The following is a 20,250-nucleotide window of genomic DNA, read 5'->3' as shown; positions in this document are numbered from 1 at the left end:
AACGAATTACAAGATCATATGACGGGAAGGAGCAGCGAAAACTCAAATCAGAAATCCCGCAAAAAGGATGATGAGCATGCTCAAGGCGACGATGTATTTCTCTTACGGACGCGATGTACGGTCGGGTCTGAAATCGAAGACGACATTCGACGCCATTCTGGCAGGCGAGCGGAGCTCGACGACACGATTTCCATCGTGGCCAGGATATGAGCGCTGGAAGAGTTTAAAGGTTGGCGATCAGGTCCGGTTCTATGCCGATCGCGACATGAAGGGGCGCTATGTCGATGTCACAGTCACCGAGGTTCCCAAGGTGATCGACCTTGCGAAATGCAGCGAGGCCGACCTCGCCGCCTGGTCAGAGGCTGAAGGCTGGAGCCAGTCCGCTGGCCGTCGCTATGGAGTGCAGTACGGACCGGGTCTTCAGATCCGGTATCAGCCCGTCACCGCGCAGTGAGGAGCCGATGAGGAAGTCATTTTCGTTCCCATACTTCATCGTGAAGGTCGGGTTCACCCTTCTCGCCCTCTACATCACGGCCATCTTTCTCATGACCAATCTGCCCCTCTATGGGCGCTCCTACTTCGATTGGTTCGTCGGTATTGCTATCGTGACCTGGGTTCTGGTCCTTGTAGGGCTCGCCCACGAAACCCGTCTTACCTCCCGTTTCGTCGCAATCTTCGTCAAAGGACTGCCACCCAGGTGGCTGCGGATCATCATGGACCTTCTCGATCGCTACACCAACAAGGATGGCCTCCTCGCACGTCTCGCCGCTGTGCAGCGTTCCGAATACCTCGATGCGACCGCGCTTGCTGCCGCGGTCAAGCGGAAGGTTGTCGGCCAGGACCTCGTAGCCGATGAAGTCGCAGCAACCCTGCGTCGTCGCCTTGCACAGGTCGCACGTGACAAGCCCGTCGGCGTCTTCCTATTCGTTGGCCCTCCCGGCGTGGGCAAAACCGAAATGGGCAAGCAGTTTGCCCGCAACCTGAAGCGCGGGTTCATCTTCGAAGATATGTCGACCTGCAGCAATCCCGCCGGCGCCGAACGGCTGTTTGGCGTTCCTCCGGGATACTCGGGCTCGGACAGGTACGGAACGCTGACAGGCGGCCTGCGGGATCAGGAGAACTCCCTAGTGCTTCTCGATGAAATCGAGAAAGCACATGTCGACGTTCAGAAGCGGTTCCTGACCGCCTGGAATGATGGATTCGTAACCGAAGCCTCGACTGGCCAGAAAGTGCCAACCAACCGGGCGATCTTTGTCGCAACGACCAATGCGGCCGCAGACCGGATTGGCGAACTGGCTCGGGAGATCACCGACCGCGATAAGCTCCTGACTGCGGTTCACAACGTGCTCAAAGAAGCCGGTTTCCCGGCCGAGGTGTTGAGCAGAATTGATGAGGTGTTCGTTTTCAATCCGCTTTTCGGGCTCGACCTTGCCCGGGTGGCAATCATCCAAATTGTTAACATCGTCGAGAGTTACGGCATCGAGCTCGACGAGGGCGGCATCGACGACATGATCCTGTTCGAAGCCATGCAGCGCGCCGAGGTTCTGCAGACTGCCGGCGGTGTACGGGCGGTGATCAGAGCCCTCGAAAAACGCATTGCCGATGTCCTGATCGAGGCCAGGCAGAAGGGCGCTCGCCGCGTCAAGCTCACGATAGATGAATCGGACCTTGATAGGGTCCAGGTGACGATCACCGGATAGGAGGAGCACCATGTTCGATCGGCTGGTTCCCCGACCTATCCGGAGGCTTTGGAATGAGGCGTCGGTCTGGCGCTGGTGCCTCATCCTCGCCATTGCATCTACGGGCATGCTCCTGATTGCCTCGCCGCCTCCTCCCTCAGCGGCCACTGCCGCTACCAAAGTGGCCACTCAACCCCTTGCGAAACCTGGCGCAGCCGCCCGTTGAGGAGGCTGCATTAGTCACGGGGGACATCCACGTAAGTGATCCGGCGGATAGTCTCGAAGGCAAGGACAGAAATTGTCGAGAAATCCGGGCCGTCCAAGGCTCGGAATCTCACGGTATCCAATGGGAAACGGCCATGAGACACCTCGTAGAGGATCTCAGATATCCCAGTGCTCTCGTCCCAGACTCGGAACTGGTTCACCTGCAGCCGTGATCGTTTCGGGACCTCAATGTGCCATCCGAAGAAATTCAGTGAGGCGAGCCCCAGCTTCGCACCCGAACCCTCACAAATGAGCGTATTCCTGATGTACCTGTAGCGCATACGATGCGCCCGGCCATTCATTGTGACCCGCCCCTCTTGGAACAGGTTGCCGACTTCGTAATCGATCCGGCACTCGCCATTGATGAATAGCGTGAAATGTGACTCGTAGCGGCTCTGAGGCCGCCATTCACCTTCAACGATGACGGGTTCTACCATCCACCAGTCCTTTTATTCAAGGGGAACCCGCCGCCTCAGGCTTCGCACCGCGAAGTGGAAACGTATGCGTGACAGCGCGATTCCCAGCAGCTTGCCGATCAATGTGCTGGTGAAGAGCACGAGCAATCCCAGGGCGACCGTGGATAGCCAGGACCGCCCGGCAACCGGCGCCACGACCATACGGGCGACCCAGAGTCCCGTCGCGCCGAGCATGACGATCGCCCCAAGGCGACAGCCGCAGTCGGTACGAAGCGCGTCGAGCCGCCGCTTCACGGCCGCCGCCTCATGGGCCGGCAGCGCCGTCAGCGCTAGCCGCAAGCTACGATCGTCGCTGATCCTGCTCATGTCACGACAACATGCCTGTTAGCGAGGCAGTCGATTGGGAAGTTCGCTATGATATAGTCCCAGACCCTCCTTGCTTCGTCGTGGCTGAACTGAGGCTCGCCGCTGAAGCAGAGGTATTCCGGGATCAGCCACCCGCTCCACCAGCTATGGTCCTTCGGGTTGACCATGATGCGGTCCAACCCATCGACGTGGCAGAGCCCGAAGGTGTGTCCGAGCTCGTGGATCGGCACCCAAGTCCGCACCCAGTCCGGGAGGCCATGGCGGTACAGGGCGCCGGTGCCGCCGTCGTTCCCGAACGAGCCACCATCTAGGCAGGTGTTCGTGAACATGCAGGCCGCGTAACCTGTATAGGAATCGTTCGCTACGAACCGGAAGGTGCCAAGGATGACCGGCTTGCACAGCAGGTTCCTTGCCCGCTCTACTGCTGCGGGATCCTGGGGATTCACCGGGTCACAACTGAAGCCGGGCACGGAGGGTGCCGATTCCGATGAAGCCGCCCCTTTGTTCCGAGATGATTGCGCCCCCGGTTTCCGGGATGATCTCGCTCCCTTTTTGGTGGGGTCTGCAGGCGATGATTGTTGTCAGTTCATTGGTGCAGGAAGTCAAGCTTTTCGGGATTGATTTCGCCGCAAGCTTTCGCCGCTGAGATCGATGCGATGGGCATTATGAACAAGGCGGTCGAGTATGGCGTCGGCGTAGGTCGGATTTCCAATAACCTCATGCCAGGCTGACACGGGGAGCTGGCTGGTGATGATGGTGGAACGACGCCCGTAACGGTCTTCGAGAATCTCAAGGAGATCATGCCGGGCTTGCTCGTCGAGGGGTTCGAGGCCCCAATCGTCCAGAATGAGAAGCTGCACATGCCCCAACGTTCGCTGCAGGCGGGCATAGCGCCCATCGCCCCGGGCGAGCGCCAGTTGGGCAAAGAGCCTTGGGACGCGCTGGTAGAGAACGGATCGATCGTCTCGGCAAGCCTTGTGCCCGAGCGCACAAGCCAGCCAACTTTTCCCGACCCCGCTCGGCCCGCAGATGGCCAGATTGTCATGGGCATCGATCCAGTCGCCGCCAACAAGCTTCATGAACAGAGCGCGGTCGAGGCCGCGCTCGCTACGATAGTCGATATCCTCAGGGGCGGCGTGGTGACGAAGCTTGGCGAACCTGAGGCGTGCAGCAAGCTTCCGGTCATGGCGGGAGCTCCATTCCCGTTCAAGCAACAATCCGAGCCATTCAGCATGTGAGAGCTGTTCGCTTTCGCCGATGGCGGCCAGTTCGTTGAAAGCCTTGGCCATGCCGGCCAGGCCCAGGGCGTTCAGTTTGTCGAGGGTTGGATGGGAAAGCATTTTCGTTCTCCTTAGTTGTAGTAGCGAGGTCCGCGGATGTTGGCGTGGTGGATGGGCTCATGCGACGTGGCTGCCGCTGACGCAGGGGTTCGATCGAGATGATTGTCGAGGATGGAACGGACTGAGCCGTAGGTTCGCGCCCCGATTTCAAGAGCACGGGCGCAGGCGGCATTGACCCTGTCGCGGCCGAAGCTTTTAACGAGGCGGATGATCCCGAGGCAGGCTCTGAAGCCCTGTTCGGGATGTGGCCGGTCATTCAGGATGCGCTCGCACAAAAGCGCGATATCCGGTCCCATGGCGGCTGCTTCTCGTTGGATGCGTTCTATCGTCCAGTCGGCAAAACGGCGATGCGACGAGGGCATGTGCTCGGGGACCGTCGTGTGCTTGCCGTTGCCGCTGGAGCGCCTATGGGCGGCGATGCGCTCACCTTTGTGGAAGATCTCGATCGTATTGGCGGTGATGCGTGCCTCGACCTGCTCGCGGGCAAAGCGATAAGGAACGGAATAGTAATGCCGCTCGATCTCGACGTGATAGTCCAGCCCGGCGCGCCGGATACGCCATTCGGCAAAGACGTAGCGTTCGACAGGAAGCGGTCGCAAAGCCGGCCGATCAAGCTCTTCGAACAGTTGACGTCGTGTGCAGTCGACGCGTCGCAGAACCCGCTTATTGTTGAGATCGTGAAGTAATGCGGCGATCGCCGCATTGACCTCGACCAGACTGTAGAAGACGCGATGGCGCAATCGGCCCAGCAGCCAACGCTCGACGATGCGAACCGCCGCTTCAACTTTTGCCTTGTCGCGCGGGCGACGCGGCCGCGTCGGTAGAACAGCGCTGCCGTAATGCGCCGCCATACCTGCATAAGTGCGGTTGACCTGCGGATCGAAGTGACATGCCTTGATGATGGCCACCTTGGCATTATCCGGGACCAGCAAAGCCGGCGCGCCGCCAAAAAACTCCAGCGCCAGGAGATGGCACTCGATCCAGTCGGGGAGCGTCTCGCTCCAGCGCGCCTGCGCAAACGACAGGCTGGATGCGCCGAGCACCGCAACAAACAGATGCGCCTGGCGTGTCCTGCCGGTCAACCGATCGACGATCACCGTCACCGTGTCGCCGACATAGTCGACGAAGAGTTTGTCGCCGGGAACATGATCCTGGCGCATCGTCACCGGCAGCTTCATCGCCCAGCCGCTATAAAGGTCACAATAACGACTGTAACGATATCCATCCGGATGACGGTTGATGTATTCGTCCCAAAGGATTTGCAGCGTCACATGCTTGCGCTTCAGCTCGCGGTGAACCTGCGCCCAATCCGGCTCGACGCAGCGGCGGTGGCCTGTCTTCGTCCCGGCCGCCTTGTAGAGTGACGCTTCCAGAACCGCGTCGCTGACCTCATTCCCTAAAGGCCACGACAGACCGGCGGCAGCCGCACGACGCAACGTCTCGCGTACCGTAGACGGCGCGGCTCCCACCCGCAGCGCGATCGCCTTGTGGCCGAGTTCCTGTTCAAATCGATATCTCAATATCTCGCGGACACGCCGCATCTCAATTCTCTCCGCTGGCATCCAGTCCTTCCTCTTCTCACTCGAAAAGGACGAACTTCGCACCGGCAGATCACCCAGGCCAACTTCCCAAAAAGGGGGCGGCTTTATCTCGGAATCAGGGGGCGACTAATTCTCGGAATTGGGGGGCGGAATGATTTCGGAATCAGGGGGCGGATTGCCTCGGAATTTGCACGGAGGGTTCCCGGTTAAACGGATTTCTCGCCAAGACATCCAGCACGGCACAGGAATTGTGCTGGCCATCGGGATCGGTGATGGTCGCCTGGACCTGGGTCCGTTCGGTGAGGTGTACGTCCTGTAGGTCGACCACCAGCTTCAAGCCGATCGTATCGCCCTTGACGCCCTTCTAAATGTCAAGCGGTGTACGAGCCTGGTTGATCTCCTTTCGCCGCTGAGTGATCAGGGTGAACACCTCACGAGCGATGTACCGTTTCAAGCACCGGATGACCTCAAGCTTGGAATGGCCTTCAGCGACGCGCTTCGCCATGTAGGCCTTGGTTCGCGGGTCGGTCCGGAGCCGCCCGATGGCGATGATGTGCAAGGCACTGTTGGCGGCTCGATCACCGCCCCTGTTGAGGCGGTGGCGCGTCGTCTTGCCGGACGAAGCAGGAACCGGGCTTACGCCACATAACGCGGCGAAGCTCGCTTCAGAATGCAGACGCTCCGGGTTATCCCCGGTCGTCAGGAGCAGCTGCGCAGCACCGCCCTGACCGATCGAGTTCCGAGCCACCAGATTGGGGGCGAGCTCATCGACAATCGCGCCGATCATGGCGTCCAGGTCAGCAATCTCGTCGTGCAGTTCGAGATATCGGCGACCCAGCGACTTGAGACTGATCCTGTAGGCGGAGATGACGTTGCGATAATCTGTCAGATCCGGCCGCCAGGCCGCCAAGGTCCTGACCAGTTGCATGCGGGTCATCTTGCGCAAGGCGTCCCGAAGTTCGTCGGGTGCGCAGATGATCGTGTTGTGGATCATCTGCACCGCAACGCGCCGGGCAGCGACTGCCGTCTTTCGGCAGGCTTTGAGGACCCGGAGGGACTCGATCATCCCGTCACGGGTTTTGGGCGTGACGGTGCGCTTGCCGGCAAAGGCCGCATGGGCTGCGTTCTGAGCATCCAGATCATCGTTCTTTCCACGCTTGCGACGGTCATGTTTATCTGGGGTTGTCACCTCCAGAACCTCGACACCAGCATTCTGCATGTAACGCAGGAGCCCGGCGCCGTATGTGCCTGTGGCCTCAACGCCGATGCACCGGAGCGGTCCGAAGGACCGCATCCAGGCGAGCATCTGCCGATATCCTTGTCGTGTTGTCGCGAAGCACTGGGTCCCGAGAACACGGTCCTGTTCATCGACGACAGCGGCGACATGAAGATCTTTATGCGTATCGACGCCGCCTACGACGAGACGCGATACAACCTCCTGACCACCTTCCATACCGGCTCTCCTGGCTCGACCGTGGATCAACGGTTCACCAAGACCGTATGCCTGGACAGGACAGTAACGCGACAGGACGTCAGGCCCTTCTCGGGTCACATGCATCGGTGAGGCAAACCTCACCGCAAGGCTCCCGGGCGGCCGACAGGTCAAGGGAAAGACACGGATCGTGGTCGATCTGAGTGCGGGTCAGGCCACGCCGGGACACCTCGCGGCGCCAGCCACACTAAACGGTCGATCGCTGTGAGGGTCAGGCCGCCCAGGAACACTGGCCAAGGCATACTTACTATCTGGATGTTGTGGATCCTGTCGAGCAGCGCCGAGTCGCTCATGGCATAGATCGAGAAGCTCTTGCTGCTCGGGGTGGCCAGATACGCGTCGATGTCGGATTCCGATGACACGTCTCCGCGGATGTCAGGGCTGCTTCTCTGCCAGAAGTCGTCCCACTGGAAGCCCGCTAGCTTCTTCAGGTCGACTCTCCTGTTGAGATCGGGGTCGTTGTTCCATTGCACTAAGGTCTGTGGGGATTCACGAGAGCTTGGGATTATGATTCAAGCTCTTGATGGATCGCTATGTATTGACGGACGCCCAGTGGGCGAAGATGGAGCCGCATTGTCTGGGTAAGCCCACCGACCCTGGACGCAGCGGCAGCGACAACCGCCGCTTCGTGGAGGCCGTGCTGTGGATCGTGCGCACCGGCTCGCCATGGCGCGATCTGCCCGCGCATTTCGGGAACTGGAGCACGGCGTTTCGCCGCTTCAGCGACTGGCGCAAGGCCGATATCTTTGTGAAGCTCTTCCACGCCTGCTCGGACGAACCCGACATGGAATACGCGATGGTCGACGCCACCATCGTCAAGGTTCACCGCCACGGACAAGGCGCAAAAGGGGGACTGAGAGCCAGGCCATCGGCCGCTCCAAGGGTGGCATGACGACCAAGATTCTTGCGTTGACCGACGCGCTCGGCAATCTCGTGCGCTTCGAACTCCTGCCCGGCCATCGCTTCGACACGGTCGGCGTCGAGCCCTTGATCGAAGGTCTCGATTTCGGTGGTCTCATCGCCGACAAGGCCTTTGACAGCGATACCATCATCGCCGATCTCAATGCGCGCGGTGCCAAGATCGTCATCTCTCAGCACCCAAGACGCGCACGACCACTGCCGCTCGATCGCGAACTCTACAAATGGCGGCATCTCATCGAAAACTTCTTCTGTCGGCTCAAGGAGTTCAAGCGCATTGCCATGAGAGCCGACAAAACCGACCAAAGCTTCTCCGCAATGATCTATCTCGCAGCCGCCGTCATCAATTCACGATAAATCCCCACAAGCCTTAGCCCATCGTATTCACCAGAGTTGGTCGGGATGATTTGATCTGCAGCGCGGGCGTGCGGATCCGCTGCGTTTCTTGCACCGCGGCGAGGTCTGGAACGTGGGGAACGCGTTTGCAGGGATCGGATGGGATGATCGGGGCGATGGCAGCCCCATCGCTCAGGGCGAGGCTGCCCGTGGCCGGGGTGCGAGAGCCCCCGCAAGACGACGGACGAGATCCGCGTCCGGGCAGCACGAGGCATAGGCCAGCCGGACGCGGCTGGCGCCTTCCTGCACCCGCACGGCGATCTTGAGCAGGCGAAGCCGCAGCGTCGCGAACTCGGCCCGGGCGAGATCGCGAGTGGCCGGGATGGCCTCGCGCATGGACAGCATCAGCCAATAGGCGGCCGTGTGCAGCACGAGCCGGACCTGGTTGGCCACCGCGCGCCGGCACGACGTCCCGTCGGAGGCGAGTTGCGCCTTGTGGACCTTGATCCAGTTCTCCGCCTGGCCGCGGGCACAGTACAGGCTCTCGTAGACGATACGCGGGCTGGTGCCGGTCAGGTTGGTGACGACAAAGCGGATGTCGAGCCCCAGGCGGGTCGCCTCGATGCGGGCCACCGCGCGACGCTCGCGCGACCAGCTCCTGGCCCGGTGTGTCGTCTCGGCGAAATCCCGCACCACCTCGCGATCCTCGATCGCCCGTCGGGTGCGCACCGCATCGGCCATATCCTAAACTTTGGCCATGAGGGGGCGGGTGCCAGCCAGCCCGAAGAGATAGCTGAGGCCATTCTGCTCGCAGAAGTCCATAGCCTCGGGACGGGCATAGTGACTGTCGCCGCGGATCGTGATGCGGGTGAGAGGCCAACGCGTCCGGATGCGCCGCACCATCCGGCGTAAATGAGCCCGCACCTCGACGCCCGAGGGCGTCTTGCCCGGCCGCAGCACGACGGCGATGGGCCGACCCGTAGCGCTGTCATAGACATGGATGGGGAGAAAGCAGCGCTCGTCATAATGGGCGTTGAACAGTGACAGCTGCTGATGGCCATGCACCACGTCACAGGTGTCGTCGATATCCAGCACAACGCCGTCCGGCGCGGTGGCGTAGCTTTCCATCCACTGGTCAATCAGAGCATAGGTCAACCGGATGGCATCGCGCAGGCTCGGGGCATTCTCCAGGCGTGAGAGGGTTGGCTGCGAGGCCAGATCGGCCCCGGTTTCCGGCAAGTGTCCGCAGGCGAGCTTGAACGCCGGATCGGCGCGCAGCGGGCCGAAGTCTTTGCAGTCCTCATAGCCGCACGCGATGGCGAAGATGCGGGCGCGGATCATGTCCGCCACAGCATGCCTGACGCGGGTCGGATCGCGCCGATCCGGGATGAAGCAGGCGAGCCGCTCGGCGATGCCGAGCCGGCGCTCGGCTTGGGCCAGGAGCATGACGCCGCCGTCGGACGACAGGCGTCCCCCATCGAAAGCGGCGGTGATCTTCTTGCGGCTAACAGCTGGAAACGGGAACGTCGCAGTTGTATCGTCCGTCATGGCGGGTGTGGCAGCCTTGAAGGTGTTGCAGGACAGGTGTCAGCAACCAAATCCTACGCTGCTTCAAATGCTTAAGCTACATCCGCCAGCCCTTTCCTGCCGTCTCGTGCATAAGAACGGCTAGCATGCGGGTGCAAAAAGACACGTCAACGCGTGGGGAGCGCCAAATGGCAGATGACTTTCTTGACAGTCCGCCGGCAAGCGAGACACTAACCGGCTATGATCGCAGCCACACCAAGCTCTATCTCAGGCCGCTTGATGCCGCGGCAGACGGAGCCGATTGGCGCGAGGCTGCCGAAATTCTGTTTGGAATCGATCCTGGCCTCGAGCCCGAGCGCGCTCGCCGCGTCCACGATAGTCATCTAGCGCGGGCGCAGTGGATGGCGCACACTGGCTACCGTCACTTACTCGGCCGTCCCCCTAGCTGACCCAACGCTATGCTGATCCTCTGGCGGCCGGGACCAGCACCAGAGGTACTGGTCCCGGCTTCCAAGCTGGCGCCCCAGCCGAATCTGAATCAATGTCACTCGATCCATCTACTCGGGGCAGCCAAATGTGCTGGGTGAGCAGGTTGTTGGTTGAAATCTTTCACGTAAGTAGCAGCTTACATAGTGGGTTCCGCAATCAACGTCAGGCAGACTCCTCTGGAGATGCGCCAGTGGACCCGGTACCGCCGCCCCTCGAACGCCAGCGTCAGGGTGCCGTGAGCGATATCAATGAGCGTGGCCTCAGAAAATTCCAAAACCCGTCTGATACGAGCGAAAACTGCTTTGTAGAACGATTCTTTTGCCGAAAAGACGATGGTGGCGTAGGTCCCAAAGTTCATCTCTGACGGGCATTTTGCCATTTCAGTTCCAGACAAGAACAGGTGATGTAATTTTTTCGCTTGATCCAAGCTCAGCAGCGGTTCGCAATCTACTCCAAGTGCAGTGTATACCGTCGAGACTACTGCGATAGCGTGATTAGGGCTATGACTGATAGAACCAGTGGATCGGTCGGGCCAAACCGGCGAGCGCCCATCAATGCCGACATATTGGGGCAAGCCGAGCGACCTGAGCGCGTCGGCGGCGCAAAGCCGACCTGCAAGAAACTCTGCCTGGCGCTTCGGCGTGGCGTGCTGCAATATTTCGGGCAGGCTAACTCGGAGAGTCGCCTCGCCCCTACCGTATGTGACTTGCGGCGCGGCCACGTGCCTGAAGTCTACGGCGCGCCATACCAGATCCGGCAGGACAAATGGGCAGTCTTCTTGAAGCTCACCGACAATCATGAATTCACCGAACCGTTGCTAGATAATCCGGTCAAGATGCTTCACCTGCCTTGTAGGATATAGGACGATACGTTCCGCCTAAAAGGAACGCGGTTGAGACGGACCCGATAACAGAGCGATTCATCTCGCGCATAGAGCCGCGTTATTGAGTCACCGACGTTGGCCGAAACGCCAGACTGAAAGGGTGAGAGCAGAAATCATTACAAGATTCAACCCGCAGTGCCGCAGTCAGTAAACCGAGCGTGCCATCCCCAACGTGCGCTGGATCGTCGGAAAGCCATTAGGCGTGCTCATAGGTCGGGAGGTTCCGCAACGTTACCGAGGCGAGCCTGCCGTCATGATTGCCTGGTCCGCATGGCGCCGCGCGCATCAAGCGATGGCACACGCCTCAGGCTACAAACAAAAGATGTAATTCCTGTACTAACCTCAAACCGAGAACATTTCAGGGGAGCAAGTCAATACGTTTCCACGGCTGTATGACAGAGACCAACGCGGGCCGTTCTCGCGCATTAACTCGAATTTCGGTGTGAGAAACACGAAGCTTTCGACGGATTGGAGGCGCTTGGCTCACTCCACCCAGGCATCGCCAGCGTCGAGTTGACGGCTCAGCTCGCTACACCGCAGAATTCATCGGTCTGTGATCTGTGCTGCCATCCCGCTGCTATTACCGGAGGATTACGCCCGTACCCGCCCGGCAAGGGGGAGAAGCTAGAATTCTTCATCCGGAAAAAGAGATCAAGCGGGCCGACGCGCCCTGCCATGATCAGCCTCGTTAGATAAATAGCATCAACTCTACAAACGTTATTGTTCAAGGGCCAACGGAGCCACCCAATCTCTCTATCAACGCGACTATAGATCCTACGGTGGCGAAGTTTTCTAGCTTTATTTCGTTGTGAGGAAGCGCGATTGAAAACGTATCTTGAACCACGAAAATCAATTGCACGAAGTCAATAGAAGAAAGTCCGATCTGATCTAGAGGCTCATCAACGGCAGGTGCAACGACAATCTCGCGTTCGTTGAGAAACTCCGCGATGACACAATTGACTTGCGATAAGATACTGGAGGTTTTCATCTATTTCCCCTCATTGTAGAAGATCACGCTGTGCTGCAGGCCATGCTGCTGGCTCAAGTCCATGCGTATGGAGTAGCGCCAGCGCAATTCTCTCAAGACCAAATGCTACGCAGCCTGAGTGGACTTCACCTCCGTTCTCACTCCTCAGCCTCCACTTACGCGCAAAGCTGTCTAGGTGGTTATTGAAGCTTATACATGCAGCTTCGCTGTCCTCACTGACCCGTAGTATCATCTCGTACTTCAACGCTCGATTGCGTTGATCGACCTTAAAAATCTCCCCCTCGTTGCCAAAAAAAGGGTCGCTGGCGATCACACGGATTCCTGTCAGTCCGAGATCAAGAATGAATCTCTCCGCTCGATCGTACCAGTCATTGCGAAACTCCTCGACCTGCATGGGCGTCCCGACGCGAACAAACTCTCTCATTCTGAAGGACTGTTGCCTATGCGGCTCCATAGATGGTTCAGCACGAAAGCAAAAAGACTGCACCATGCTCATGGTGCCAGCCAAAGGAATGGGGCCGCGCTGAGCCAATAACGGGTACAATGGGTAGCACGCCGCCGGCGTGAGGGCCAAGTTGGCTGGTTGACTTTGCGCATCCCACGCAGAGAATGTTGCGGGAGGCTTCTCGCAGTTACAAACGGTATTGATGCCACCGAGTAGATTTGGGAAGGATCGGAAATATCCGCTTTCTTGAAGTGTCGCGCGGCTCATTTCAGGCGGGTAAAATATGGCCTCGACTTCTAATCGCCTACCATAGTCGTCGAGAACACGCTCGAGCCCACTAATGATCTTCTCAAATGTCCTGCTCTTCCCATAAACGCCTTGCACGCCAGTTGGATAAAAGATGCCCGAATCGAGTAGGCGGGACAAGAACGACATACGCAGCTCCTCCTAAGAATTCAGCTGGGGATCTATTGCTCTAAGGATTGCTGCGGAATCGGAACGCAACTTGTCATTCGAGACCATAATTTGCGCAGAATAAGCATCTCGAAGGTAACGTTCGACGCTGAAGTCACCTTCCGTCGAGTACCCCGACAAGCCACAGATTAAAATACATTCATTGATAATCAGAAGCAGGCGATCGGATGATCGGACTTTTAGGCTATTGAATCGAAGCGATTCCCGCATGTCTTCATAGAAGGAAACAGGTTCGCGTTCGAGGAATAGCTGAATAGAACTTTTGATATCCGACCAGATACTGTCGATATCCTCAGTCGCTCTCAGTAATCTGTGGCCGCCGGAGTCCCACTTGCCCAGGCCAGACTTGAGATAATCACGTGCAACATGAATAGCGCCCTTTGCAATCCCCAACCATACGGCGCTCCAGTATATGTGAGAAAGTGGTATCATTGTTTTCTTTGCGATGTCTGCAAACGGCTCCGAGAATATCTGACTTTGGCTAAAGTTGGCAGTTAACAAGAAGCCATGCGAACAAGTTCCCCTCATCCCCAGAGCCTGCCACGCTCGTATCCTTGCCAACTCGTAACAATCCCTGGTCAGAAGAACCAGACACTGCTCGCTCCGTTTCGCCGACTCACTTCTTCGGGCGGTCACCAATATTGCATCAGCCTGTTCTCCAAAAGAGATTACAGGCGCGTTCTTTGTGAGCTTTGCGTGGTCCGGAGAAGCTTCGACTGCGCATGTCGAGTTCCTTAAGTCACTTCCATGATTCTCAGTGGTGGAAGAAGCCAGAAGCAACTGCTGCGAGATCACCCGCTCCAAGAAAGTATGATGCCACTCGGAGGAGCCTAAGTGACCCGCAAGTGTTCCCATCATAACGTGATGCATCGCAAATATCATTGCACTTGATGCGCAAACCTGGCCAAGCGCTATACAGACATAGACGACCTTTTCCAACGTGGCCTGGTCGGCGCCGACAAGTCCCAAAAGGCCATGCTCTTTGAGTGCGTAAATTGTCTCTGACGGAAACCTACCCTCTCTGTCGACGCTGCGAGCAGATCGCGATGCTTCGGCCACGACCATGCGCACTGACGCTGCAAAAATGGGATCGCTCAGCGTGCTACTCAAACCCGCTGCCAAAGCCAGCCCTTCATGCGGTACTTCATCGCTATTCTTCAAGTCAGATCCGCCCTTACAAAGTGGAACTCCAACTGAATCCTCATACGCCCTCCCACACTAGATCAGATAAAAGTGCGTTTTTACCCTCGTTAATGAAGATCCCTGCACATGCCATTTTCGTGGAGCGTCTCGCGCAGCTTGGTCACAATAGCCTCGGCTGATTGGAGAGATGACACAATTCGAATGGCGTGAACCTAGCGATTTCCGAGGCAGTGCACGCGCACGCCTTATTTAATTTGGTTTGTGCATAATTTGCTGACCGAAGACCTCGGCTTCGCTTCTGAAAAGTCGCTGCAACATATTGCCCTCCCAAGTACCTAGCGACCCATTTCGCTTCTTCCAACTGTTAAAATAAGATTTTTGCTGGGTATCTAGGCCGGGGAAAAGTGTTTGAGCAATCCTCGTTCCTAGTGTAAGATCCGTATGATAAGCAGACCAGAGAATTACATCCGATAGCGACTGTGACGTTTTTAATGTAAGCAATAGGTTCTGCCGACCGCTATGTGTTAACGACCTCCAGCACAGCGCCAAATCTATGAACTTATGTAAGGTGACGCCGAGGCAATCAGACTCTGCTATTGTATGTTCAAAATAGGCTTCTCGAAAAAGATGGCAGCCGCAGTCTAAAAAGTGGATCCAATTTGGCATAGTCGAGAGTTCGTCAATAAGAACGTCCGATGCAAAAGCATCGCGCAGAAGGCTGGCGGAAAGCTCTTCCATCCCTGATCCAAACCAGGCTAAGTCGAAGGCTATATCCACCTCAATGAACCGGACGAAGCGGCTGTCAACGTTCCTTACCATACGTGGCAAATGGTCAGGATATAACCGCCTGAGTGTTAGCTCCTCACAGGTCAGTGGCATGGACTCGTTTGCAGTAAAGCCGGTTATTCCGAATTCGAAGCCTGATTTTCGGAGAGTTACTTCTGCTGCTCCTGCATCTGCAGCAGAGATAAAAAAGTCTAGATCGCTTGTCCGGCGAAGACCTCGACCGCCATACAAAAGGCTATCATACACGAGACCTTTGCGCGCAACGCAGGCGATATGCTCGTTCTTTAGGATTTTTTGAATTTCGATAGCAACTGAATACTGAATCTCTGCTCTAATAGTCCTTGCCTCTAAGTGGTCGACAATAGCCTGTTTGAGATGAGAAGACGAAAGGTAATGAATAGCTTCACAACCGAGAACATATTGAAAGACCAATTCTAGAACCTTGTGCCGCGTTGCTAGCTGCAGAACCCGGCCCCACTCTACGCCTTCAAAATCGGTGCGTTGCAGCTGAGGATTGTTGCCAGCAACTATGGCTCTCGCCACCGTCAGCAACAGTATCTCTTCGCTTCCTAGTTCCGGCATGTTGACACCAGTTCAGAGCCTGTTTCAAAGGGGTTGGATAGCAGCGATTCCGCGGCGATCCCGAGTGATTAGATATGGCGGAGGCATTGAATAGCGCCCCGCGCGGGTAGCACCGCTAAATAAAAGCGACAGACGGCCCCCGTCCCAAGGGGATGGCACTGCAAGAGCCGTCGTCGAACGCATCAATAGAGACTTAGCAATCAATGCGTTTAGACTTCAGGAGTAGAATGGCTACGGGCAAACGGGTGCGCAGTCGAACCTGTGCATTGAAGCGCGCAATAGACCTTCTCGATTGCTTGTACGAGTTGGTTCGCATCCTCAACAGTCAACAGTGGAGAAAGAGGAATGTCGATTAGCCGTTCGAGAATCTGGGTCACTTGAGGAAAATCTTTGCGAATGAGTGACACGTCCCGGTCATCGAACGCAAACTTCCAGTTCCAAAATGCCCGGACGTTCCTGGGCCCATGGATCGTGAACGTGCGCGCACTGAAACCTTCCGCTTTTAGAGCATTGCAAAACTGGATTACGCCAGCACCCTCCAATCCGGCTATTTCAAACAACAGACTATCGCCTAACGACTGATTTCCACCATAGGATGTTCGGATCCTTAATCCGTTGAGGCGCGATAATCTAGCAGCGATAGTTTCATATGTCGCCCGAAGGCGCAGGGTACGTCCGGAAAGCTTTTTAAGTTGTTCAATGGCAATTGCAGCACGCACCTCGTCCAAGCGGAAATTGAACAAAGGAAGGGTCAGTTCGTATTCCTCGTCGCCAGGAATGCCAGGATGCGTGGCGGCACGCCCTTCGTAAGCTCCAGAGAGGTGGACGGCTCTGCGGAAGATATCAGTATCGTTGGTAACGAGAAATCCGCCCTCGCCGGTATTAATGGACTTATCCGACTGCATACTGAACGCACCTATTTTCCCGTGCGTGCCAAGAAGTTTTCCATCATGGAAGACACCAAGGGCGCCGACAGCGTCCTCCACCAGAGGAATGTTAAACTCGGCAGCGATCTTACTTACTGAATTTACATCTCCTGCTTGCCCTCGCATATGTATCATCAGGATTGCTTTAGTCCGGGGACCGATGCTAGCTCTAAGCTTTTCCAGATCCATATGCAGGTCGCGATCGCAATCCACTGCAATCGGCTTCGCACCTGCTAAGATTATTGCGCTCGCGCACGCCGGGAATCCGAAGGCGGACAACAAGACCTCATCTCCCGCGCCTACCCCCGCGGCCATCAGAGATAATGTAATCGCCGCCGTTCCGCTGGAAACGGCCAGGGCATGCCTCACACCAAAATATTGTGCGAGCAGAGTCTCGAACTTGCCAACGAACGTTTCAGCGAACGGACGATCATCATACCTAAAGAGACGCTTCGATTCCACTGCACGTTTCGCGGCATCGATCTCGGCATCGTCTAGTAATACATCACCACGCTCGTAGGTCGGCCACGGAATTTTACGTACTGGTTCCCCGCCGAATACGGCCAACTCGCTGCTTTCGACGCCGCTCGCATTGTAGTTCACACAAGCCTCCTAGACCTTAAATTCTATTCTACGATAGGTGAGAACGGATCTGACGCCGGGTGCAGTAACTAGCAAAAGATTCTTATTATGGCTAGGGTTAGCAAGGAGAAAAAACCTCTTTTGTTCTAAGATAAAGAGAAAAACCTTTCTCATCAGCCGGAAACAAAAGGAAAAGATTCTCTACCGTATTAAGAGACAAAGCTGATAAGACAAATCTCAGCGATCTGAAAGGTAGGATTGATGGTCTCAAACACGGCGCGGGCGGGCCGAGGAATCCAGGACCTCACGACAGGTCCAATCCTCATTCCATTGCTGCGAATAGCATGGCCGATTATGGGTGGGATGATCCTCGGGTCGCTGGCAACGACCGCAAGTCTTTTCTGGATTGGTCGAAATGCAGGCCCAGCGGCACTGGGAGGTGCTACGATTGTAAATACGTTTGTTTTTCTTTTAGGTGGAGCCAGTTTTGGCATCGCCGGCGCTACTGCAATTCTCGCTGGACAGGCGTTGGGACGGAAGGATCTTCTCCAAGCCACCAAAATTGGGCAGGCCGGGATCCTTTTAGCATTTACAAGCGGATTGCTTTTGGCGGTTGTCGGCTGGGCCATGGCCCGAGAAATTCTTCAGTCTGTAGACTCTCCTTCGGAATCTATAGTGTCCGGAACGATTTACCTGAGAATTCTGCTTCTAGCGCTTCCCGCGCTTTTCGTGAACGATGCTCTAGCGGCATTGCTACGCGCAACAGGCGAAACCGTCCGCCCATTTGTTGCACGTACAGGAAGCGTGCTTTTTACTTTGATAGTTACTCCTTTTCTGATTTCTGGTGCGGGCTTTCTTCCGCCACTCGGAATCACCGGCGCCGCTGTTGCAGTACTGACAGCGAATCTCGCGGCGCTGATGTATCTCGTAATCTGGGTATTCCGCAAAGAGCATTTTGGAGCTTCCTGCCTTGCAGTTACTTTCAAAGGCCTGGGCGAGATAGGACTCATCTTCAAGATAATGAGAATGGGTGTTCCAATTGGCCTTTCAAGGTTCGTGCTTGGCGCGAGCCTTCTGCTAATGGCAAAGACTATCAGCAGTCATGGTCCGTTGACTCTGGCGGCTTATGCAGTCGCGTCTCAGCTTTGGACGCTAATCGAATTTCCCTTGAGCTCCATCGGCATGGCGGTCTCTACGATTTGTGCTCAGTCCTTTGGGGCTGGTAATCGGCCGCGAGCTGTCAAGGCAATGAATGAAGGCATTAGGGTGTCCATAGTGTTCTCTGTGGCGGCTCTACTTATCCTGGAGATGATACTTGCTTTTGGAGATACGATTTTTGAGCTTGGCTCGCCTGAAATCATGCCACTGGCGCTGCAGATCAACCAATCAGCGTCATTGTGGTTGATTGGCTGGGCAATTGCCCAACCGATGTTTGGCTTGTTGCGTGCTGCCGGCTCATCGACAGCACCTTTGCTCTTGTTGGTGATCACGATGTTAGTTGCTCGCGTCGGTTTCGCAGCAATTTTCCACGACCGGTATGGAGTTGAAGCCGCATGGTATGCATTCCCTGTTAGTTCCTTGGCACTGGTCGGCCTGACAGTAAGTTATTTTCGCTGCGGTTATTGGGGGAAAGGGCTGTCTGATCTCACTCTCAACGCAGGAGGGATTAGGACGTGACGTTGCGCCATGAACCGCGCTCGCCCAATTTGGGAGCCATCAGACAACAGGTTGCGGAAACCCCGGAGGAGCGTACTTTTGCTTTACTGATGAGCGTCCCCAATTCGCCGGTAGTGAACATCACCCGTCGCGTCCAGATGCCGGGCCCAATCGATTGGCCTCGGCTTCACGAAGCCATCAGAGCCATATTAGAAATCTTCCCCGCACTTCGCTACGTATATACAGGGATACAGGCTGGTGTGATCACGTCGAAGGCATTACTTGCACCCAGTGGTGACATTCCTCTCGTAGATTTAGAAAACGCCGGGCGTCGAGAATGGGGCCTCTTCGAGGCAGATAGAGAGGCAAAGAACGCGGAGTTTGATGTATCAAGTGGACCATTGTTCCGATTTTACGTGGCAACCGACAGTTCAGGGTGTGTATTCTTTATTGCGAGTTATCATCATCTTATTGTCGATAATGACTCTGCTTCGCTGATCACAAAGTGTATATTAAGGATCTATGCTGGGCTCTCTTTGCCGACGGAGTTGCCTTTACATCAAGACTATATGCATATTCCAAATTACGATGAAGCTCTGGCAGAAGAGTTCTGGCGCAACGAGCAATTGCGCTACTCTGGAATTACTCAGACGCAGGGTGACAGTATTCCGAGCGGTGAGGAGCCCCCATATGTAGCTGAATTCTTTGACTTTGAGACCGAAAGATTTGCGAAGAGTGGGCCCTCCATAAACACTCAGTTGCTCCTTGCTTGGTCACTTTGCCTGAGCGTTTTGTACGGCACTGACGAATCACTGGTGTTGTCATTCCAATCGACGCGTTATCGCGTGCCGCGCTACGCTGCGGGCCTCTATTTGAATCTTGTTCCGATACGAGTTGTCTTTCGGACAAACAGTCTCTTACGGGACGCTCTGACTGAGTTGAACGAACGTCGTCTTGCGTTAGCAAGATTTGGAGCTGTCGCACTGCCAGATGTTCTAGACTTGTCTGCGGATTCTCTTCTGAAAGGGCGCGCGCTCTTTCATACTGGAGCGTGGCGAGCCGGGTACAACTTTTTGGATTTAACCAGAGAGCATAAAAGCCTCTCACTTCCAGAACTGTACATGCCGGTGACGGATGTTGCTCGCAAAGATCGACGCACACCTTTTAATGTGATGCTGGGGGCGGTTTTGGCTGACGGGATGGTGAGAGTGAGGGTCGAGCAATGGTCTAGTCCCGGAAACCTTCATGATAAATATTTACCGGAAATGGTGAAGGCGAGCTTGGAAGTTCTTTGCTCTGGAGAGCGAGCAACAATCGGAACGGCGCTCACTTACATCGGTCGATCGCGGACACAATCCACATGACTAAAGCGAAGTCGCACTTCCACAAGCAACGCATGGTGTTCAACGGAAGCAGT

At 56.3% G+C, this 20,250-nt stretch carries 18 protein-coding genes and 1 pseudogene; 6 read left to right on the top strand and 13 right to left on the bottom strand.

All coding sequences use genetic code 11. The features are described 5' to 3' along the window. Positions 1-76 precede the first annotated feature (76 nt). Together ACS5Q1_RS21245 and ACS5Q1_RS21240 are read left to right on the top strand one after the other, a co-directional pair. Positions 77-454, top strand: a complete 378-nt coding sequence (locus ACS5Q1_RS21245; RefSeq protein WP_473100039.1) for a hypothetical protein — start codon at positions 77-79, stop codon at positions 452-454. 7 nt (positions 455-461) lie between these two features. Beyond that, positions 462-1,700: an AAA family ATPase gene (locus tag ACS5Q1_RS21240; protein WP_473100038.1), complete on the top strand. Its 1,239-nt coding sequence runs from the start codon at positions 462-464 to the stop codon at positions 1,698-1,700. Between the two features lie 215 nt (positions 1,701-1,915). Here ACS5Q1_RS21240 and ACS5Q1_RS21235 read toward each other — a convergent pair whose 3' ends face one another. The 6 genes from ACS5Q1_RS21235 to ACS5Q1_RS21210 all read right to left on the bottom strand — a co-directional run bounded on the left by ACS5Q1_RS21235 (position 1,916) and on the right by ACS5Q1_RS21210 (position 7,059). After that, a complete protein-coding gene (locus ACS5Q1_RS21235; RefSeq protein WP_473100037.1) occupies positions 1,916-2,380 on the bottom strand; it encodes a hypothetical protein in 465 nt (154 codons plus the stop codon). A 12-nt stretch (positions 2,381-2,392) separates the two neighbouring features. Then, entirely contained in the window at positions 2,393-2,725 is a 333-nt protein-coding gene (locus ACS5Q1_RS21230; RefSeq protein WP_473100036.1) for a hypothetical protein, read from the bottom strand. Further along, the gene (locus ACS5Q1_RS21225) at positions 2,722-3,054 is read right to left on the bottom strand and encodes a hypothetical protein (protein WP_473100035.1); all 333 of its coding nucleotides are present in this window, start codon (positions 3,052-3,054) and stop codon (positions 2,722-2,724) included. Before ACS5Q1_RS21225 ends, ACS5Q1_RS21230 begins: the two co-directional genes overlap by 4 nt. A 273-nt stretch (positions 3,055-3,327) precedes the next feature. Continuing rightward, positions 3,328-4,065, bottom strand: a complete 738-nt coding sequence (istB, locus tag ACS5Q1_RS21220) for an IS21-like element helper ATPase IstB (RefSeq protein ID WP_473100034.1) — start codon at positions 4,063-4,065, stop codon at positions 3,328-3,330. Positions 4,066-4,076: 11 nt separating this feature from the next. Beyond that, on the bottom strand, positions 4,077-5,606 hold the full coding sequence (gene istA / locus ACS5Q1_RS21215; protein WP_473100072.1) for an IS21 family transposase: 1,530 nt from the start codon (positions 5,604-5,606) through the stop codon (positions 4,077-4,079). Between the two features lie 364 nt (positions 5,607-5,970). Further along, complete coding sequence (locus tag ACS5Q1_RS21210) at positions 5,971-7,059, bottom strand: IS110 family RNA-guided transposase (RefSeq protein WP_473100033.1); 1,089 nt, start codon at positions 7,057-7,059, stop codon at positions 5,971-5,973. Between the two features lie 562 nt (positions 7,060-7,621). Between ACS5Q1_RS21210 and ACS5Q1_RS21205 the strand changes: the two genes are divergently transcribed. Next, positions 7,622-8,373, top strand: a protein-coding gene (locus ACS5Q1_RS21205; RefSeq protein WP_473100032.1) for an IS5 family transposase whose coding sequence is annotated in 2 segments (ribosomal slippage) — positions 7,622-7,952 and positions 7,952-8,373 — 753 coding nt in all. Because the reading frame shifts where the segments join, the coding sequence is not laid out codon by codon here. Between the two features lie 171 nt (positions 8,374-8,544). Here the strand turns inward: ACS5Q1_RS21205 and ACS5Q1_RS21200 are convergent. Continuing rightward, positions 8,545-9,900: pseudogene (locus tag ACS5Q1_RS21200) on the bottom strand (IS1380 family transposase). Between the two features lie 125 nt (positions 9,901-10,025). Between ACS5Q1_RS21200 and ACS5Q1_RS21195 the strand changes: the two are divergent. Next, a complete protein-coding gene (locus ACS5Q1_RS21195) occupies positions 10,026-10,328 on the top strand; it encodes a DNA -binding domain-containing protein (protein WP_473100031.1) in 303 nt (100 codons plus the stop codon). A 176-nt stretch (positions 10,329-10,504) separates the two neighbouring features. On the opposite strand, the gene ACS5Q1_RS21190 is transcribed toward ACS5Q1_RS21195, so the two are convergent. The 6 genes from ACS5Q1_RS21190 to ACS5Q1_RS21165 form a co-directional block, all read right to left on the bottom strand. Continuing rightward, the gene (locus tag ACS5Q1_RS21190) at positions 10,505-11,167 is read right to left on the bottom strand and encodes a 4'-phosphopantetheinyl transferase family protein (protein WP_473100030.1); all 663 of its coding nucleotides are present in this window, start codon (positions 11,165-11,167) and stop codon (positions 10,505-10,507) included. A gap of 808 nt (positions 11,168-11,975) precedes the next feature. Beyond that, positions 11,976-12,239: an acyl carrier protein gene (locus ACS5Q1_RS21185; RefSeq protein WP_473100029.1), complete on the bottom strand. Its 264-nt coding sequence runs from the start codon at positions 12,237-12,239 to the stop codon at positions 11,976-11,978. Between the two features lie 10 nt (positions 12,240-12,249). Further along, positions 12,250-13,119: a class-II aminoacyl-tRNA synthetase family protein gene (locus ACS5Q1_RS21180; RefSeq protein WP_473100028.1), complete on the bottom strand. Its 870-nt coding sequence runs from the start codon at positions 13,117-13,119 to the stop codon at positions 12,250-12,252. Between the two features lie 12 nt (positions 13,120-13,131). Continuing rightward, positions 13,132-14,319 carry an acyl-CoA dehydrogenase family protein gene (locus ACS5Q1_RS21175; RefSeq protein ID WP_473100027.1) on the bottom strand — a complete coding sequence of 396 codons (1,188 nt, stop codon included), beginning with the start codon at positions 14,317-14,319 and terminating at the stop codon, positions 13,132-13,134. A 231-nt stretch (positions 14,320-14,550) separates the two neighbouring features. Continuing rightward, positions 14,551-15,630, bottom strand: coding sequence for a nucleotidyltransferase family protein (locus ACS5Q1_RS21170; protein WP_473100071.1), 1,080 nt, complete (start codon positions 15,628-15,630; stop codon positions 14,551-14,553). A 248-nt stretch (positions 15,631-15,878) separates the two neighbouring features. Then, on the bottom strand, positions 15,879-17,198 hold the full coding sequence (locus ACS5Q1_RS21165) for a DegT/DnrJ/EryC1/StrS family aminotransferase (RefSeq protein ID WP_473100026.1): 1,320 nt from the start codon (positions 17,196-17,198) through the stop codon (positions 15,879-15,881). 333 nt (positions 17,199-17,531) lie between these two features. On the opposite strand from ACS5Q1_RS21165, the gene ACS5Q1_RS21160 reads away from it, so the two are divergent. Both ACS5Q1_RS21160 and ACS5Q1_RS21155 read left to right on the top strand, forming a co-directional pair. Next, positions 17,532-18,854, top strand: coding sequence for an MATE family efflux transporter (locus ACS5Q1_RS21160; RefSeq protein WP_473100025.1), 1,323 nt, complete (start codon positions 17,532-17,534; stop codon positions 18,852-18,854). Beyond that, entirely contained in the window at positions 18,851-20,197 is a 1,347-nt protein-coding gene (locus ACS5Q1_RS21155) for a condensation domain-containing protein (protein ID WP_473100024.1), read from the top strand. The genes ACS5Q1_RS21160 and ACS5Q1_RS21155 overlap by 4 nt, the downstream gene beginning before the upstream one ends. The last annotated feature ends 53 nt before the right edge of the window (positions 20,198-20,250 follow it).

The organism is Microvirga sp. GN3, assembly GCF_055792825.1.
This window is presented reverse-complemented; position numbering and strand designations above follow the sequence as displayed.

Excerpts from the sequence above, each read along its gene's own strand:
- ACS5Q1_RS21230 (WP_473100036.1), bottom strand. The coding sequence starts at position 2,725 with ATGAGCAGGATCAGCGACGATCGTAGCTTGCGGCTAGCGCTGACGGCG.
- ACS5Q1_RS21225 (WP_473100035.1), bottom strand. The coding sequence starts at position 3,054 with ATGTTCACGAACACCTGCCTAGATGGTGGCTCGTTCGGGAACGACGGC.
- ACS5Q1_RS21180 (WP_473100028.1), bottom strand. The coding sequence starts at position 13,119 with ATGTCGTTCTTGTCCCGCCTACTCGATTCGGGCATCTTTTATCCAACT.
- istB (WP_473100034.1), bottom strand. The coding sequence starts at position 4,065 with ATGCTTTCCCATCCAACCCTCGACAAACTGAACGCCCTGGGCCTGGCC.
- istA (WP_473100072.1), bottom strand. The coding sequence starts at position 5,606 with ATGCGGCGTGTCCGCGAGATATTGAGATATCGATTTGAACAGGAACTC.
- ACS5Q1_RS21245 (WP_473100039.1), top strand. The coding sequence starts at position 77 with ATGCTCAAGGCGACGATGTATTTCTCTTACGGACGCGATGTACGGTCG.
- ACS5Q1_RS21190 (WP_473100030.1), bottom strand. The coding sequence starts at position 11,167 with ATGATTGTCGGTGAGCTTCAAGAAGACTGCCCATTTGTCCTGCCGGAT.
- ACS5Q1_RS21240 (WP_473100038.1), top strand. The coding sequence starts at position 462 with ATGAGGAAGTCATTTTCGTTCCCATACTTCATCGTGAAGGTCGGGTTC.
- ACS5Q1_RS21185 (WP_473100029.1), bottom strand. The coding sequence starts at position 12,239 with ATGAAAACCTCCAGTATCTTATCGCAAGTCAATTGTGTCATCGCGGAG.
- ACS5Q1_RS21235 (WP_473100037.1), bottom strand. The coding sequence starts at position 2,380 with ATGGTAGAACCCGTCATCGTTGAAGGTGAATGGCGGCCTCAGAGCCGC.
- ACS5Q1_RS21210 (WP_473100033.1), bottom strand. The coding sequence starts at position 7,059 with ATGGAAGGTGGTCAGGAGGTTGTATCGCGTCTCGTCGTAGGCGGCGTC.
- ACS5Q1_RS21160 (WP_473100025.1), top strand. The coding sequence starts at position 17,532 with ATGGGTGGGATGATCCTCGGGTCGCTGGCAACGACCGCAAGTCTTTTC.
- ACS5Q1_RS21195 (WP_473100031.1), top strand. The coding sequence starts at position 10,026 with ATGCGGGTGCAAAAAGACACGTCAACGCGTGGGGAGCGCCAAATGGCA.